Origin of the sequence: Amycolatopsis mediterranei (genome assembly GCF_026017845.1) — a bacterium.
GTDB classification, from domain to species: Bacteria; Actinomycetota; Actinomycetes; order Mycobacteriales; family Pseudonocardiaceae; genus Amycolatopsis; species Amycolatopsis mediterranei.
Genome location: NZ_CP100416.1, coordinates 9,132,753 through 9,147,214, shown reverse-complemented (window position 1 = coordinate 9,147,214; position 14,462 = coordinate 9,132,753). Strand labels below are relative to the sequence as shown.

The 14,462-nt window shown below is 71.4% G+C and carries 15 protein-coding genes; 11 read left to right on the top strand and 4 right to left on the bottom strand.

Translation table 11 applies throughout. The features are described from left to right. The first annotated feature begins 62 nt into the window (after positions 1-62). The 3 genes from ISP_RS41365 to ISP_RS41355 all read left to right on the top strand — a co-directional run bounded on the left by ISP_RS41365 (position 63) and on the right by ISP_RS41355 (position 1,362). Complete coding sequence (locus ISP_RS41365) at positions 63-350, top strand: toxin-antitoxin system HicB family antitoxin (protein WP_013229741.1); 288 nt, start codon at positions 63-65, stop codon at positions 348-350. Then, a complete protein-coding gene (locus ISP_RS41360; protein ID WP_013229740.1) occupies positions 344-787 on the top strand; it encodes a type II toxin-antitoxin system VapC family toxin in 444 nt (147 codons plus the stop codon). Before ISP_RS41365 ends, ISP_RS41360 begins: the two co-directional genes overlap by 7 nt. 149 nt (positions 788-936) lie before the next feature. Beyond that, positions 937-1,362, top strand: coding sequence for a YjdF family protein (locus ISP_RS41355; RefSeq protein WP_013229739.1), 426 nt, complete (start codon positions 937-939; stop codon positions 1,360-1,362). Between the two features lie 311 nt (positions 1,363-1,673). On the opposite strand, the gene ISP_RS41350 is transcribed toward ISP_RS41355, so the two are convergent. Beyond that, positions 1,674-2,672 carry a hypothetical protein gene (locus ISP_RS41350; protein ID WP_003085563.1) on the bottom strand — a complete coding sequence of 333 codons (999 nt, stop codon included), beginning with the start codon at positions 2,670-2,672 and terminating at the stop codon, positions 1,674-1,676. Between the two features lie 247 nt (positions 2,673-2,919). Between ISP_RS41350 and ISP_RS41345 the strand changes: the two genes are divergently transcribed. From ISP_RS41345 to ISP_RS41335, 3 genes are all read left to right on the top strand, one after another. Continuing rightward, the gene (locus ISP_RS41345; protein WP_013229738.1) at positions 2,920-3,522 is read left to right on the top strand and encodes a papain-like cysteine protease family protein; all 603 of its coding nucleotides are present in this window, start codon (positions 2,920-2,922) and stop codon (positions 3,520-3,522) included. After that, positions 3,519-4,274 (top strand): hypothetical protein, encoded by a 756-nt coding sequence (locus ISP_RS41340; RefSeq protein WP_013229737.1) that lies wholly within the window; start codon positions 3,519-3,521, stop codon positions 4,272-4,274. Before ISP_RS41345 ends, ISP_RS41340 begins: the two co-directional genes overlap by 4 nt. Positions 4,275-4,439: 165 nt before the next feature. Beyond that, positions 4,440-5,093 (top strand): dTMP kinase, encoded by a 654-nt coding sequence (locus ISP_RS41335; protein ID WP_013229736.1) that lies wholly within the window; start codon positions 4,440-4,442, stop codon positions 5,091-5,093. 28 nt (positions 5,094-5,121) lie between these two features. Here ISP_RS41335 and ISP_RS41330 read toward each other — a convergent pair whose 3' ends face one another. Together ISP_RS41330 and ISP_RS41325 are read right to left on the bottom strand one after the other, a co-directional pair. Next, positions 5,122-7,173, bottom strand: a complete 2,052-nt coding sequence (locus ISP_RS41330) for an FAD-dependent oxidoreductase (RefSeq protein WP_013229735.1) — start codon at positions 7,171-7,173, stop codon at positions 5,122-5,124. An 87-nt stretch (positions 7,174-7,260) separates the two neighbouring features. Beyond that, positions 7,261-7,710 carry a hypothetical protein gene (locus tag ISP_RS41325; protein WP_013229734.1) on the bottom strand — a complete coding sequence of 150 codons (450 nt, stop codon included), beginning with the start codon at positions 7,708-7,710 and terminating at the stop codon, positions 7,261-7,263. 64 nt (positions 7,711-7,774) lie between these two features. On the opposite strand from ISP_RS41325, the gene ISP_RS41320 reads away from it, so the two are divergent. Beyond that, on the top strand, positions 7,775-8,743 hold the full coding sequence (locus ISP_RS41320; protein WP_013229733.1) for a helix-turn-helix transcriptional regulator: 969 nt from the start codon (positions 7,775-7,777) through the stop codon (positions 8,741-8,743). Here the strand turns inward: ISP_RS41320 and ISP_RS41315 are convergent. Beyond that, positions 8,740-9,525, bottom strand: coding sequence for an IclR family transcriptional regulator (locus tag ISP_RS41315; protein WP_013229732.1), 786 nt, complete (start codon positions 9,523-9,525; stop codon positions 8,740-8,742). The two genes, ISP_RS41320 and ISP_RS41315, sit on opposite strands and share 4 nt — an antisense overlap. 165 nt (positions 9,526-9,690) lie before the next feature. Between ISP_RS41315 and ISP_RS41310 the strand changes: the two genes are divergently transcribed. The 4 genes from ISP_RS41310 (at position 9,691) to ISP_RS41295 (ending at position 14,327) form a co-directional block, all read left to right on the top strand. Continuing rightward, positions 9,691-10,005: a bifunctional 3-phenylpropionate/cinnamic acid dioxygenase ferredoxin subunit gene (locus ISP_RS41310; RefSeq protein ID WP_013229731.1), complete on the top strand. Its 315-nt coding sequence runs from the start codon at positions 9,691-9,693 to the stop codon at positions 10,003-10,005. Positions 10,006-10,184: 179 nt separating this feature from the next. Beyond that, the gene (mtrA, locus tag ISP_RS41305) at positions 10,185-10,862 is read left to right on the top strand and encodes an MtrAB system response regulator MtrA (protein WP_005150760.1); all 678 of its coding nucleotides are present in this window, start codon (positions 10,185-10,187) and stop codon (positions 10,860-10,862) included. Between the two features lie 7 nt (positions 10,863-10,869). After that, entirely contained in the window at positions 10,870-12,594 is a 1,725-nt protein-coding gene (mtrB, locus tag ISP_RS41300) for an MtrAB system histidine kinase MtrB (protein ID WP_013229729.1), read from the top strand. Beyond that, entirely contained in the window at positions 12,591-14,327 is a 1,737-nt protein-coding gene (locus tag ISP_RS41295; RefSeq protein ID WP_013229728.1) for an LpqB family beta-propeller domain-containing protein, read from the top strand. The genes mtrB and ISP_RS41295 overlap by 4 nt, the downstream gene beginning before the upstream one ends. Positions 14,328-14,462: the final 135 nt, after the last annotated feature.

Sequence of the window (14,462 nt, the reverse complement as noted above, 5' to 3'; positions counted from 1 at the left end):
GGCCCTTTGTTTTGCGCTTGTGACAGTGATAGCACGAATGGGTGACATGTTATCATGGAGTCGTGAAACAGTTGATCACAAGGATCGACGACGAGCTGCACGCCCGGCTGAAGGCGCTGGCCGAAGCCCAAGGGCGCAGCATGAACGACCTGGTCACGGAAGCGTTGAGGGGCGTTGTGGCAAAGACGGAAACCGCACTTGAGCGGAGAAACCGCCTGGTGGCGGAAGGCAAACTGATCGCGTTCGAGCCGGAGGGCGAAGCGCCGGGGCACGACGAGCTGGAAAAGCGCTCGCGTGGGTGGGGCACGGCCGTCAGCGAGGCACTCGACTGGACCCGGGGTGAATGGTGACCGTTTTCTACGCTGACACGAGCGCCGTGGTCGGGGCCTACCTCACCGACGAGCCCGGCCACGCCGAACTGCGGAGGCTCCTGATCGACGGTGGGCACCTCGTGCTCACCAGCGAGCTGACCCGGCTGGAGTGCGCCAGCGCCTTCACCGCGGCGAAGCGGACCGGGCGCATCCCGGATGCCCGTGAGTTCTTGGCCCAGTTCGACCAGGACACGCGGACGGTGCTGGGAGTGATCCCGCTGGCACCGCATCGGATCTTCCCGGCAGCTCGGCGGCTGGTCACCGAGAACTATCCGGTACGCACGCTCGACGCGATCCACATCGCGGTCGCGATGCAGGACACCGCCGAACTCACCGGTGGCGAACCGGTCACCTTCGTCACCCGCGATGATCGGCAGGCCGAAGCCGCCAAGGCCAACGGATTCGAGGTGCTGTGACGCACTCCACCCGCGTACGATCATCGGCGTTCTTGGCTTCACGAACCTCACGGCCCGGTAGGTAGTCCGGGCGGCTCGTCCAGAGCTCGTTGTCCCGCACGGGAAACCGGTGACGCCAGGCTTGATCCGTCACGCCTGGAGGTTTCCCGATGCGCGGGGTGTTCACGCTGTACCACGACGGCCGGTTCTGGATCGGCGTCTACGAAATCCACGAAGACGGCCTGGTTCGGGCGGCGCGCCACATCTTCGGCGCCGAGCCCACCAACGCCGAGCTGTCGGCGTTCGCCGCCGGCCGCGGCTTCGCCCGCTTGGCCGACGAAGCCCGCGCGGCCCCGCCGACCCCCGCCGAGCAGCGGCCGACCGCCCGGCTCAACGCCAAGCGTCTCGCGAAGCTGGCGAAGAAGGCCCAGGACGACGAGGGCATCGGGACGGCCGCCCAGCGCGCCCTGCGCGACGCGGTCACCCAACGAGCGGCCGAGAACAAAGCGGCCCGCAAGCGCCGCGCGGCCACCGAGGCCACCCGCCGCCGGGCCTTGGCGCGGGCCAAGGCCCGCGCCAAGCACCGCGGCCACTAGCGATGCCCCGCCAGTCACGTGAGATGCCCGCCCAATCACGCGAGTCGCCCGCCCAGTCACGCGAGATGCCCGTCGAGTCGCGCCCCGGTCGCGCGAGTCACGTCCCCAATCACGCGAGTCTCGTTCCCGGTCACGCGGCCCGACCCTCCAGGTGCGGAGGCCGACCCTTCAGGTACATGAGCCGATCGTGCTCAAGCGGGCATCACCCGTGACCGGAGGGGCATCACGTGTGACCGGAGGGGCATCTCACGTGATCAGGGGGGCATCTCGTGTGATCAGCGGGGCATCGGAGTCATCGGGGTGGTGGGCGGTCAGTTCCACTCCACCGCGACGCCGGCCAAGCCGGGACCCGCGTCGCTGAAGAAGGCGCTGCTCACTCCGCCCATGTCGCAGGCCAGTTCCTCCGCCACCACCGGGAGGGCGTCGTCGCGGGCGCGGACCTGGCGGGTGCAGCGGGCCGGCAGCGCGTTGCGGTCGAACCGCAGCTGGACCAGGTAGCTCGCGCAGCGATCCCGCAGCATCCGGTAGTACCCCGGGGACGCCGAGCCGGAGTCGTCGCGGACCTCGAAGCAGAACACGTGGATGTCGCCCTCGGCCAGCTTGCGGTCGAACAGCAGCTCCGTTGCCATCGTGTCCGCGTCCGGGTTGCGGCGCATCCGGCCCACGCGGCAGCCCTCGTCCGTGATCAGCTCGACGTCGTCGATGCGGCAGCCCGGGTCGCCGTTGTACACCGTCAGGTACCGGTCCGGGCCGTGGCGGCGGGCGCGCGTCACCAAGCGCGTGCGCAGGCTGACCTGGCGGTGCTCCGCGTCGAACGTGATCGTGTCGTGGACCGACAGCAGCTCCAGGTCCGCGTTGTAGTGGTTCGACGACGGGTACGCGCCCAGCTCGGCCAGGAGGTCCTCGACGATCGACCCCATGTCACCGGAACGCAGGTCGTGGAACGACGCCGCCGGCTGGTGGCCGCGGCGGACCAGTCGCGGCCCGATCAGCACCACCAGGGCGTCCGCGGGCAGCTGGAGGACCGATTCCAGGGCCCGGACCGCCGGCAGCGCCTTCGGCACCTCGGGCTGACGCAGCCCGCGTTGCCAGTAACTCAGCGTCGACTGTCCGATTTGGACCCCGCGCAGCGCGAGGTGGGCGCGCAGCCGGGCCAGCGACAGCCCGCGGTAGGCGATCGCCAGCCGGAGGGCGTGGTGGAACTCGCCGGTGCGGAGTGCCTCGGTCAGCTCTTTGGGCAGTTCGGCGACCGATGCCCGGGTCGTGCGGGCGCCATCGATGATCAGTGGGAGGTTCCCGTCTTGTGCCACCGCTCGTCCCTTCACCCGACCAGTGTGTGCGCTGGGCGTGAACACCGCGGAACGTTCACGGTAGCAGCGTAGAGTGGCCGTGCCGACCCCCGTTCAGGGTGGTTGGCCTCGTTGAGGTGAGCGTTCCGCGTTCCGGCTGTGCCCCGGAACGGTCCGTTCCTCCGGATGGCGTTCTTGCTCCTTGTGACCGCGTTGTTCACCGTTGTGACCACCGCTGGTTCGCCCACTCCTCCACAGGAGGCCATCTGTGCTGGTGAAGTCGAGCCAGGTCCACGCCGTACTGGCCGTGAGCCTGCTGTTGTGCCTGGTCGCGCCGGCCGCTGCCGGAGCCGCGCCCGGAGTGCCGTCGACCTACCGGAACCAGATCGTCCTGCAGCTCCAGCAGAAGAACCAGTGGTGCTGGGCCGGCGCGGGCAACACCATCGCCGCCTACCACGGCGCGGTCGTCAGCCAGACGCGGTTCTGCCAGCTCGCCCACGGCGAGACCGGCGTGATCGATGTCACCGGCGCGACCGGCTCGGACTGCGCGAACCTCCCCGGCACCCTCGCCGACCCGCAGCGCGCCTTCGCCCGGCTCGGCTTCAGCTCGCCGGGCCGCTACCTCGACCGCCGCATCTCCTACGCCGACGTCCGGACGCAGACCGCCGCGAACCAGCCGGTCGAGACCCGGATCGGCTGGAACTCGGGCGGCGGCCACGTGCACGTCCTCTACGGCTACGACACCCGCGGCGACTGGGTGTTCTGGGGCGACCCCGGCCCGGCCAAGCGCTACAACTGGTCGACCTACGGCTACTACACGCAGAATTCGTCCTTCACCTGGACGCACACGCTCACCGGGATCGCCCGATGAGCAGGCGGGCGCTCGTGCTCGCCGTGCTGACCGGCGCGGCGCTGCTGATGACGGCTCCGGTGTCAGGCGCGGCCCAGGCCGCCGGCATCAGCAGCGCCGATGCCTCCGCGGCGCACGACGCGGCCGCGGGGTTCCAGGACGTCCTCGTCCGGTTCTTCGCCCAGGCGCCGGGCGCCCAGGGGCCGGTTTCGGTCCGGATCGCGCCGGACGCCTACGCCGTGTACGAGCTTTCGCCGGACTTCGTCGCGGGCAAGCCCGACGCGGCGCCAGGTGACTTCGCTTACTTCGCGATCCCCGCGCGCGCCTCCGACGGCCGGACCGCGACGCTCTGGTCGGTCCGCGCCGCGGACGGCACCTGGCAGGTCGGCAACATCGCCTCGGGTGACGTCGAAGGCGAGTACGCCCGCAAGCTGCCCGCGGGCGCCCAGCTGTTGCACGAACCGCAGGTCGACGCCTGGTACGCGGTCCGCGACGGCCGGGTCACGTCGCTGACCGAGAACACGGCCGTCACCGTCGCCGGCTACCAGCAGACCGTCGGAAACCGCTACGCCGACAAGCTCCCCGGTTCGGTCTACGCCCGAGACGGCGAGGCCGGCGGCTTCGACGCGACGTCCCAGGTGATGCCCCGCGGCGACGGCGGCCCGGCGCCGTCCGGCCACGACACCGGCTGGGTGCCGCTGCTGATCCTCGTCGGCGTGCTCGCGGTCAGCGGCGCCGGCTACGTGCTCCACCTGCGGCGGCACGCCGCCTAGACGAACCGGCGGGCTCGGCGTCGATCCCCTTCCACCGAGCCCGCCGGTCCACCACCGTTACTGTGCTGATCGGTACTGATCCGACCACAGTCACGGCCGAATGACTTCGTAGCAACGGTTGCGTGCGGCGCGGGGGATCGGCCTACCTTTGGCCGGATCAGTACTGTGACGCTCGTGGGTCGACTGGTGGTCATCGAAGGGCTCGACGGCGCGGGCAAGCGCACGCTGACCGACGGGCTGACGGCGGCGCTCGGCGCCAAGGGTGCGAGCGTGACGTCGCTGGCGTTCCCGCGCTACGGCGAGAGCGTGCACGCGGACCTCGTCCGCGAGGCGCTGCACCGCGGGCACGGCGACCTCGCCGATTCGGTGTACGGCATGGCGATGCTCTACGCGCTGGACCGCAGCGGCGCCGCGGACCGCATCCGCGAGCTGCGGGACGCGCACGACGTCGTCCTGCTCGACCGGTACGTCGCCTCCAACGCCGCGTACGCGGCCGCGCGCCTGCGGCAGGACGCGGCCGGCGAAGTCGTGAAGTGGGTGTGGGAGCTCGAGGTCGACCGCTTCGGCCTGCCCCGCCCGGACGCGCACCTGCTGCTGCGCGTCGCTCCGGCGGTCGCGGCCGAGCGCGCCGAACGCCGTGCGGAGACCGAGACCGGCCGGGAGCGCGACGCCTTCGAAACCGACGACGGCCTGCAGCGGCGGTGCGCGGCCGTCTACGACGAGCTGGCCGCGACGGGCTGGCTCGCGCCGTGGCACGTCCTGGACGGCGTTGCGGGCGTGGACCTCGAAGCGCTGGCGACGACGCTGCTGGGCCAGTAGCCGCGCCGCGTCGAACTGCCCCAGTGCGTCAGGCCACCCTCCCCGGGACGCGCGTGCCGAAGTGCCCGACCTGCACCGGTGTCCCCGGCCGGCTGTACTCCACGGGAAGCCAGCCGTAGGCGATGGCTCGGCCCGCGGTGTGGCCGTACCCGGCGCTGGTGACGTACCCGGCCGGGCGGCCGTCGATGTAGACGGGATCGCCGCTTCCGACGACCGCGCCGGTCGTCAGCCGGGTCAGCCGCCGGCTCACCGTTGCCGCCGACCGGCCCGCCAGCGCGTCGCGGCCGAGGAAGTAGCCCTTGTCCAGCCGGACCGCGGAATCCAGCCCGGCTTCGTAGGGATCGTGCTCGGTGGTGAAGTCGACGCCGGGTGTCGTGACGCCGGCCTCGAGCCGCAGGCCGGCGAGGGCCTGGTGGCCGGCGACGGCCACGCCGCGGTCCCGGAGCGTGTCCCACAGGCGGCGCCCGAAATCCGCCGTCGTGTGCAGTTCCCAGCCCGGTTCGCCCACTGTGGACAGTCGCAAGGCGACAATCGGGACGTCCCCGGCGTAGGTCTCTTCAGCGGATAAGTCCGTTGTGGACAGTCCAGGGAGGACTTCGCCGGCCAGCGGTCCCCACAGGCCCAGGCAGCACGTGCCGGAGGTGGTCTCGTGGATCTGCACCGTGCCGTCGCGCGGGAGATGCCTTCGCAGCCAGGCGAAATCGACGCGGCCGCCGGCGCCGACGTGGAACCGCTCGTCGCCGAGGCGGGCCACGGTCAGCCGGCCGCGGACGCCGCCGTCCTCGCCGAGCAGCAGCGTGGTGGTCACCGTGCCCGGCGCCGCGGCGAGGTCGCTCGTCGTCATGGCCTGCAGGAACGGCAGCGCCCCGGGGCCGGTGACGGCCAGCCGGGGCTCGGACGTCAGGTCGAACATCGCGACGCGTTCGCGGGTGACGGCCGCTTCGGCGGCGACCTCGGTCGAATAGCGTTCCGGCCGCGCCCAGCCGTCCGCCGAACCGAAGTGCGCACCCAGCGCGATCTGCCGTTCGTGGAAGGGGCTGGTGCGCACCGGCTCCGAAGAGAACCGAGAGAACCGCGCGAACCGGGCGAGGTCGCAGCCGTGCAGAGCGAGCGACGGCTGCCCGTCGACGAGCCAGCGCGCCAGTTCGCGCGCGACACCGGCGGAGTGCTCGGGCCGGACGGCTTCGGCGACCCAGAATCCGTCGATGTCCGGGTGTTCGCCCAGCAGCGGCCGCCCGTCCGGGGTGCCGGGCAGCGTCACCGTCGTGGTGGTTCCGGCCTCGGCGCCGCGGAGTGCGGGCAGGAGGCCGCCGTCCGCGGTCACGCCGATGCCGAGCCGGTCGACGTGCTCGCGGACGTACATCCCGGTGTCGAGGTGGCGCAGCACGGGCTTGCCGGCCTGCACGTGTTCGTCGTTGTGCCCGGCCAGCTCCGGCAACGGCGACGTCAGCAGGTACTCGTGGGTCAGCGGCACTCGCGGAAGGTCCAGGCCGGTGAGCTCGCCGGCGCACGACACGACGACGTCGGCGCGGAACCGCCCGGCCGCGGTGGCGACGCCGGTGACGCGCCCGCCGCTGCGCTCGATCGCCGTGACCTCCCCGGCGGCGAACCGGGCTCCCCGGGCCTTGGCCCGCCGCGCCTGGGCCTGCGCCGCGCGTGGCGCGTGCAGCAGCCCGTCGCCGGGGACGTGGAAGCCGCCGAGAACCCGGGCTTCGTCGAGCAGCGGGTGCAGGTCGGCGCACTCGTGGGGCGTGCGCAGGTAGCCGCGCACGCCCCACGACGTCGCCCAGCCGTGGTGTTGCTTCAGGTCCTCGAGCCGCTCCGGCGACGTCGCGATTTCGAGGCTGCCGACCGGGTTGAAGCACCACTGGCCGTCGAGCCCGCTGTACTTCTCGACGGTGTACTCGGCCAACGCCGTCAGCGTGCGGTCGGCGTGGGTGCGGAACACCAGGCCCGGGTGGTCGTCCTCGTCGTCGCCGAGGACGGTGACGTCGGTCCAGCCGCGCTCGGTCAGCTCGTCGGCGAGCGCGCAGCCGAGCAGGCCGGCGCCGACGACGACCACCCGGGGGCGTGCTGCCATTCGCGGGTCCCTCCGGGCGAGGTTGCGTCTTCGGCAACAACGTGCGCCATACGCGACGCAGTGTCAAGCACCCGAAACGGTGTCCCCTCAGGCGCGGGCGAACTCCATGACCCAGTTGGTTTCCCAGGTCCGCCCGTCGTCGGCCGAGAACGCCTGCTGCCACCGCGGGGTCGCGGTGGTCGTGCCCGTCCAGGCGTAGTGGACCTTGATCGGGGCTCCTTCGTAGGTGTCGTCGCCGTAGAAGTCGCCGCGGTCGCCGTCGAAGGTGCCGACGATCGGCGGCTGGAGCAGCCCGTTCCGGCTGCTGGCCCAGTACAGCGACCACTCCTCGCGCTCGACGTCGAAGAGCCGGAGGGTGCAGCCGCGGAAGCCCAGGGTCGGGAAGACGATTTCGTCCAGGTTGCCGCCGCCCTCGAAGAGGGACTGGCAGGTGCTCGTGCCGGGGAAGACGGCCCAGTCGTCGCTGCCGGTGAGCGGCTCGGCGAGCCGCCGGTTGGTCACGGTCCAGGAGCCGATGAAGAAGTCGAAGTCGTTCATGGCGGTGATCCTGGGGTGCTACCACTGACATCTTTTGTCAGTGGTAGCTGGCAGACTTCGCCGGGTGCGCGCGAGCCGGCTGGTGTCCCTGCTGCTGTTGCTGCAGAACCGGGGGAGGATGAGCGCCGCCCGGCTGGCTGCGGAGCTCGGCGTCACCGCGCGGACGGTGTACCGGGACGTCGAAGCGCTCGCCGCTTCCGGTGTCCCGATCTACGCCGAAGGCGGCCCGAACGGCGGCTACCAGCTGATGGACGGCTACCGGACCCGGCTGACCGGGCTGACCGAGGGCGAAGCCGGGTCCCTGTTCCTCACCGGGCTGCCGCAACCGGCGGCCGAGCTGGGGCTGGGTGCCCAGGTGGCGGCCGCCGAGCTCAAGCTGATGGCCGCGCTGCCGACGCCGTACCGCGCCGCGTCGGTGCGGATCCGGCAGCGGTTCCACCTCGACGCACCCGGCTGGTACCGCGAAGCGGATCCGGTGCCGCAGCTGCTCGCGGCCGCGGAGGCGCTGTGGCAGGACCAGGTCGTCGAGGTCCGGTACCGCCGCTGGTCGCCGTCGCCCGGTGTCGTGACGCGGCGGCTGCACCCGCTCGGCCTGGTCCTCAAGGCCGGCGTCTGGTACCTGGTCGCCGGGCCGCGGCCGCGGACCTACCGCGTCGGCAACATCGAGGAGTTCCGGGCGCTCGACGAGCACTTCACCCGGCCGGACGGCTTCGACCTGGCGGATTTCTGGCGCGCGCACGTCGAACGGTACGAGAAGAGCGAAGAAGGGGAGACCGCCGTCGTGCGCCTGTCGCCCGCCGGGATCGCCGCCCTGCCGGACATCCTCGGCCCGCGAGCGGCGCGGCTTGCGGAACGCACTCTCGAACCCGCGGACGCCGAAGGCTGGCAGCGCGCGGAAGTCCCGCTGGAAAGCGTGGCCCACGCGGCGGCCGGGCTGCTGCGGCTCGGCGCGGACGCACAGGTGCTGGCGCCCGCGGAACTGGTGGCGCACATGGGAAAGACGATCCGCGAAATGGTGCGGCTATACCCCTAGTCTCGAAAGTAGCCCAGCTGCGCGGAAAGTTCCTCCGCCGCCTCCGTCATCGGCTTCACGATCTGCTTCACGCGCTGCTTCGAAAGCCGGTACGACGGCCCGGAAGCGCTCATCGCGGCGACGACGTCCCCGCCAGGGCCGTGGATCGGCACGGCGACGGCGTGCATGCCGAGTTCGAGTTCTTCGTAGCAGGCCGCGTACCCGTCTTCGAGGACCCGTTCCAGCTCGGTCATCAGCTCGTCCGGCTCGACCGTCGTGCGCGGGGTGTACTGCTCCAGCTTCCGCTTCAGCACCCGCTTGCGCTCGGCTTCGCCCATGTACGCCAGGAGGACCTTGCCGCTCGAGGTCGCGTGCAGCGGCGTCCGCTGGCCCGTCCAGTTCTGCGTGGTGATCGCGGCCGAGCCGCGAGCCTGGCTGATGTTGATGGCGACGCCGTCGTCGGCGATGGCGATGTTCACCGTCTCGCCCAGCTCCTCGGCGAGCACCAGGCAGCTGGCCCGGCCCAGTTTCGCGAGGTCCATGCGGCCGGTCGCGGCACCCGCCAGCCGGACGATGCCGAAGCCGATCGCGTACTTCCCGCGTTCGCCGAGCTGCTCGACCAGGCCTCTGGTCTCCAGGACGCTGAGCAGGCGCGACGCCGTCGACTTGTGGACGCCCAGCTCGCCCGCGATCTCGGTGATGCCGGTTTCGCCGTTGCGCGCGAGCAGTTCCAGCACGCTGATGGCCCGGTCGACCGATTGCACCTGGCTCTGAGTTGCGTTGCCCGAGTCCTGGTTTCGCATGGCGCAACAGTATCCGTTTTGCGGGGTTGCTATCGGCTGAGTGGGCGAATCCCTTGACGAGGACGTCCTCCAAGCCGGATTGTTGCGCACGGGGCGCATCGTCTCGTAATGCGCAACTTTCACGTACCGTCCCGGCACCCTGCCAGTCGTTCTCCGGAGGCCCCGATGATCCGAGCCTGCGCGGTCGCCGACCTGCCCCAGGGGGAAGCGCTCCGCCTCGACGGTCCCGCTCCGATCGCGGTGTTCCACACCGACGACGGCTTCTTCGCCGTCGACGACACCTGCACGCACCAGGACGCTTCGCTCGCCGACGGCTGGCTCGAAGGCTGCTTCGTCGAGTGCCCGCTGCACGCCGCGCAGTTCGACCTGCGCACCGGCGCGGCGACCTGCCTGCCGGCGAAGGAGCCCGTGCGGACCCACCGCGTGGTCGTCACCGACGGCGTCGTGTACGTCGACGCGCCCGTGCCGGCCGTTCCCTGAGCCCTCCTCACAGGTCCGTGGAGGCCGCACCGGGGTTCCGGCGCGGCCTTCACGGACCGTCCAAAGCTGCCGGTACCGGCACCCGGATGGAGCAGGGCGCTCCGGCGATCTTGATCTTTCTGGTGGTCAAACACGCGGGTCGTGCGTGCGGGCGCCGGAACTAGTGCGAATATGTGGACATGAAGGCACGTGTTCTCGTGGTCGACGACGACCCCGCCCTCGCGGAGATGCTCACCATCGTGCTCCGTGGGGAGGGGTTCGACACGGCGGTGGTCGCCGACGGCTCACGCGCGCTTCCCGCGCTGCGTGAGCTGAAACCCGACCTCGTCCTGCTCGACCTGATGCTGCCCGGGATGAACGGGATCGACGTCTGCAAGGCGATCCGCGCCGAGTCCGGGGTGCCGATCGTCATGCTCACCGCCAAGAGCGACACCGTCGACATAGTCCTCGGCCTGGAGTCCGGCGCCGACGACTACGTCGTCAAGCCGTTCAAGCCGAAGGAGCTGGTCGCGCGGGTCCGGGCCCGCATGCGCCGCACCGAGGCCGAGCCGGCGGAATCGCTCACCATCGGCGACCTGGCGATCGACGTGCCGGGCCACGAGGTCACGCGCGAAGGCAAGGCCATCCCGCTGACCCCGCTGGAGTTCGACCTGCTGGTGGCCCTGGCCCGCAAGCCGCGCCAGGTGTTCACCCGCGAGGTGCTGCTCGAGCAGGTGTGGGGCTACCGCCACGCGGCCGACACCCGGCTGGTGAACGTGCACGTCCAGCGGCTGCGCTCGAAGGTGGAGAAGGACCCGGAACACCCCGAGGTGGTGTTGACCGTTCGCGGCGTCGGGTACAAGGCCGGCCCGCCGTGATGAGTCGATGACCCTCGCGGACGGCAGACGGCTCCCGGCGTTCGCGCGTTCGACGGCACGCCTGGTGCGGCGTGTCGTCGTTTTCGCGCGCCGCCGCGCGGTCGCGTTCAACGAGCTGTGGAAGCACTCGCTGCAGTTCCGCGTCACCGTCTCGACGCTCGCGCTGTCCTCGGCCGTGGTCTTCGTGCTGGGCATGGTGCTGCAGAACCAGATCACCGAACGGCTGCTGGACACCAAGCGCACGGCGGCGATCGCGCAGACCCGCGCGGCGGCGGAGACGGCCGCCGGTGAGCTCGTCGGTCTCGGCTCCGAAAACGACGAAGCGCTGACGAACCGGCTCGAGAACGCGCTGAAGAAGATCGCGATCACGCCGACCAGCCAGGACGCGGCCGGGTCGGCGGCGGGCACGTTCGTCCCGGTGCTCGCCAGCGGCGGTCACGACCAGTCCGGCTCCAACCCGTCGTTCGCGGGCCCGTACGGCAACGTGCCGCCGCGGCTGCGCCAGTTCGTCGAAGCCGATCAGATGAGCTTCCTCGAGCACACCGTCCCCGAGGCCGCCGGCGGCCGCACGACGTACTTGATCGTCGGGACGCCGCTGAGCACCGTGGCCACCCCGCTCCAGCTGTACTTGCTGTTCCCGCTGACGACCGAACAGAACACCGTCTCGACGGTGCAGAACACGCTGCTGGTCGGCGGGCTGGTGCTGTTGCTCCTGCTGGCGGGCATCACGAACCTGGTGACGCGGCAGGTGGTCCGGCCGGTCCGGCAGGCCGCCGCGGCGGCCGAGCAGTTCGCCGGCGGCGACCTCGACCAGCGGCTCGCCGTGCTCGGCGAAGACGACCTGGCGAAGCTCGCGGTGTCCTACAACGGGATGGCCGCGAGCATCCAGCGCCAGATCCGCCAGCTCGAGGAGTTCGGCGGCCTGCAGCGCCGGTTCACCTCCGACGTCTCGCACGAGCTGCGCACCCCGCTGACCACTGTCCGGATGGCCGCCGACGTGCTGCACGCGTCCCGCGAGCAGTTCCCGGCCGGCCTCGCGCGCTCGACGGAACTGCTGGTCGACGAGCTCGACCGGTTCGAGGCGCTGCTCGGCGACCTGCTGGAGATCAGCAGGCTCGACGCCGGTGTGGAGGAGCTGTCCGCGGAGTACATCGACGTCCGCCCGATCGCCACCCGCGCGGTCGAGCAGGTGCGGGTGATCGCCGGCAACGCGGGCAGCTCGGTCGAGCTCGTGCTGCCCGGCGAAGAGGTGATCGCCGAGGTCGACGCCCGGCGCGTCGAGCGGATCCTGCGCAACCTGCTCGCCAACGCCGTCGACCACAGCGAGGGCAAGCCGGTGGTGCTGACGGTCGGGGCGAACGACACCGCCGTCGCCATCACGGTCCGGGACCACGGCGTCGGCCTGCGGCCCGGCGAAGCGGACCTGGTGTTCAACCGGTTCTGGCGCGCCGACCCGTCGCGCAACCGCCGCACCGGCGGGACGGGGCTGGGCCTGGCGATCAGCCAGGAGGACGCGCGTCTGCACGGTGGCGAGCTCGACGCGTGGGGCGAGCCCGGCAACGGCGCTTGCTTCCGGCTCCTGCTGCCGCGTCGCCAGGACGTGCCCGCCGGGGACTCGCCGCTGGTCCTGCCGCCGCCCGACCGGTTCGCCACCGAGGTGCCGCTCGGGGTCATCGACGTCACGCCGGCGCCGGAGGCGATCTTCGCCGAACGTGAGGGAATCGGTCAGTGAAACCACACGCTCTCCGGGGCGCCGGGGCGAAGCTCCTGCTTTCGGTCCTGTGCGCGGTGCTGCTCGCGGGCTGCGCGAACGTGCCGCTGGAATCGCAGCCCCAGGTGGTGTCCGGCGAGCGGCAGGGCCAGAACTCCGGGGACGTGGTGCCGGATCCGCCGCCGGGCATCGACCCGCTGTCGCTGGTCCGCGCCTTCGTCGGGGCAACGCTCAAGCAGGGGCAGAACAACGCCGCCGCCCGCGCGTACCTGGACGAGCAGGGCCGGGCGGCCTGGCGGCCGAGCCGCAGCTTGACGATCATCCAGGACACTTTCGGCACGGTCTACGACACCGGCCCGCCGCCGGACCCGAACACGCAGGTCGTCAACGTCCGCGGGATCGACATCGGCACGCTGGACCAGAACAGCGCGTTCGTGCCGGACTACAGCTCGGCGCTGCTGCAGGTGAAGGTGCGCAAGCAGGCGAACGGCCAGTGGCGGATCGTCGACCCGCCGGCCGACCTGTACGCGACCGAGTCCGACTTCAGCGAGAACTACACGCCGGTGCCGGTGAGCTTCTACTCGGAGTCGTCGGCCACCTTCGTCCCCGACCGGCGCTACGTCCTCGCGAAGCCGCAGTCGGGGTTGCCGGGCCGGGTGATGGACCTGCTGGTCAGCGGGCCGTCGACGAGCCTGGCCGGCGCGGTGAAGAACCTGCTCGGCGAACCCATCGAGATCGACACGAACGTCAAGAGCCTCGACGACGGGACGCTGGTGGTGCCGCTGACCGGGCTCTCCGGGGTGCCCGACGACATCCGGAACCTGATCGCGGCGCAGATCGTGCTGTCCCTGCAGTACGTCACGTCGGCCCGGATCCGCATCCTCGGTGACGGCGCCCCGCTCGTGCCGAACCACCCGGACTGGCGGCAGAACGACCTGCCCGCGTACGGCGCGTCGCTGTCGATCAGCTTGCAGCTGCCGGGCTTGATGACGGTCGGCGGCCGGGTCCGCTCCCTCGGCGACGGCGCCCCGGTGCCGGGCCCCGCGGGCAACGGCGGGTACGACGTCGTGAGCGCGGCCCAGTCGATCGACGGCAAGCGCCTGGCGGTGGTGGAGCGCAACGGCGGCGGCGTGCGCCTGCGGATCGGCGACCTCGGCCGCGACCTGGCGCTGACCACCCTCGGCGGCAGCTCCCTGACCCGCCCGACGTGGCGCCCCGGCACCGGCGAGCTGTGGACGGTGGTCGACGGGCCGTCGGTGGGCCGGATGGTGCTCGACCAGAACGGCCAGTGGACGGCGCTGAGCGTCAACGCCACGGACCTGACCCAGCAGGGCGACCTCACAGAACTCCGGTTTTCCCGCGACGGCGCCCGCGTCGCGGCGGTGATCAAGGGCCAGCTGTGGGTGGCATCGGTGGTCGTCATCGGCGACTCGGTGTCCCTGCGCGAACCACGCCACCTTCAGCCGCACGACCTCGAGGACGTCGTCGACGTCGACTGGGTCGCTCCGGACAGCCTGGTGGCGGTGACGAAGTCGCCGTCACAGCCGGTGGTCAAGGTGACGGTGGACGGCCAGCGCATGGACGCGTTCAACAGCAGCAACCTGACCCCGACGGTCCACGGCGTGACGGCGGCCCCGGGCCGCCCGATCGTCGTCGCGGACGCCAACGGCCTGTGGACCGCGTCGGTGCTGGGCGAGGTGTGGCGGCCGCAGAACCACACGATGAAGGACGCGGACCCCTTCTACCCGGGCTGATCTTTTTCACTCGGGTGGGTGACGTCCGAGCGTTCGAAACTGTCGGTGCCTGTCGGGACACTGTCGGTGTGCTGAAGAGACTGCTCGATCTGCTGATCCCCAGCCGCTGCGCCGCGTGCGGAGCCCGGGGCGAGC

What these genes read in the sequence shown, in the direction of transcription:
- ISP_RS41360 (WP_013229740.1), top strand. Translation starts at nt 344, where the DNA reads ATGGTGACCGTTTTCTACGCTGACACGAGCGCCGTGGTCGGGGCCTAC.
- ISP_RS41355 (WP_013229739.1), top strand. Translation starts at nt 937, where the DNA reads ATGCGCGGGGTGTTCACGCTGTACCACGACGGCCGGTTCTGGATCGGC.
- ISP_RS41340 (WP_013229737.1), top strand. Translation starts at nt 3,519, where the DNA reads ATGAGCAGGCGGGCGCTCGTGCTCGCCGTGCTGACCGGCGCGGCGCTG.
- ISP_RS41330 (WP_013229735.1), bottom strand. Translation starts at nt 7,173, where the DNA reads ATGGCAGCACGCCCCCGGGTGGTCGTCGTCGGCGCCGGCCTGCTCGGC.
- ISP_RS41325 (WP_013229734.1), bottom strand. Translation starts at nt 7,710, where the DNA reads ATGAACGACTTCGACTTCTTCATCGGCTCCTGGACCGTGACCAACCGG.
- ISP_RS41315 (WP_013229732.1), bottom strand. Translation starts at nt 9,525, where the DNA reads ATGCGAAACCAGGACTCGGGCAACGCAACTCAGAGCCAGGTGCAATCG.
- ISP_RS41310 (WP_013229731.1), top strand. Translation starts at nt 9,691, where the DNA reads ATGATCCGAGCCTGCGCGGTCGCCGACCTGCCCCAGGGGGAAGCGCTC.
- mtrA (WP_005150760.1), top strand. Translation starts at nt 10,185, where the DNA reads ATGAAGGCACGTGTTCTCGTGGTCGACGACGACCCCGCCCTCGCGGAG.
- mtrB (WP_013229729.1), top strand. Translation starts at nt 10,870, where the DNA reads ATGACCCTCGCGGACGGCAGACGGCTCCCGGCGTTCGCGCGTTCGACG.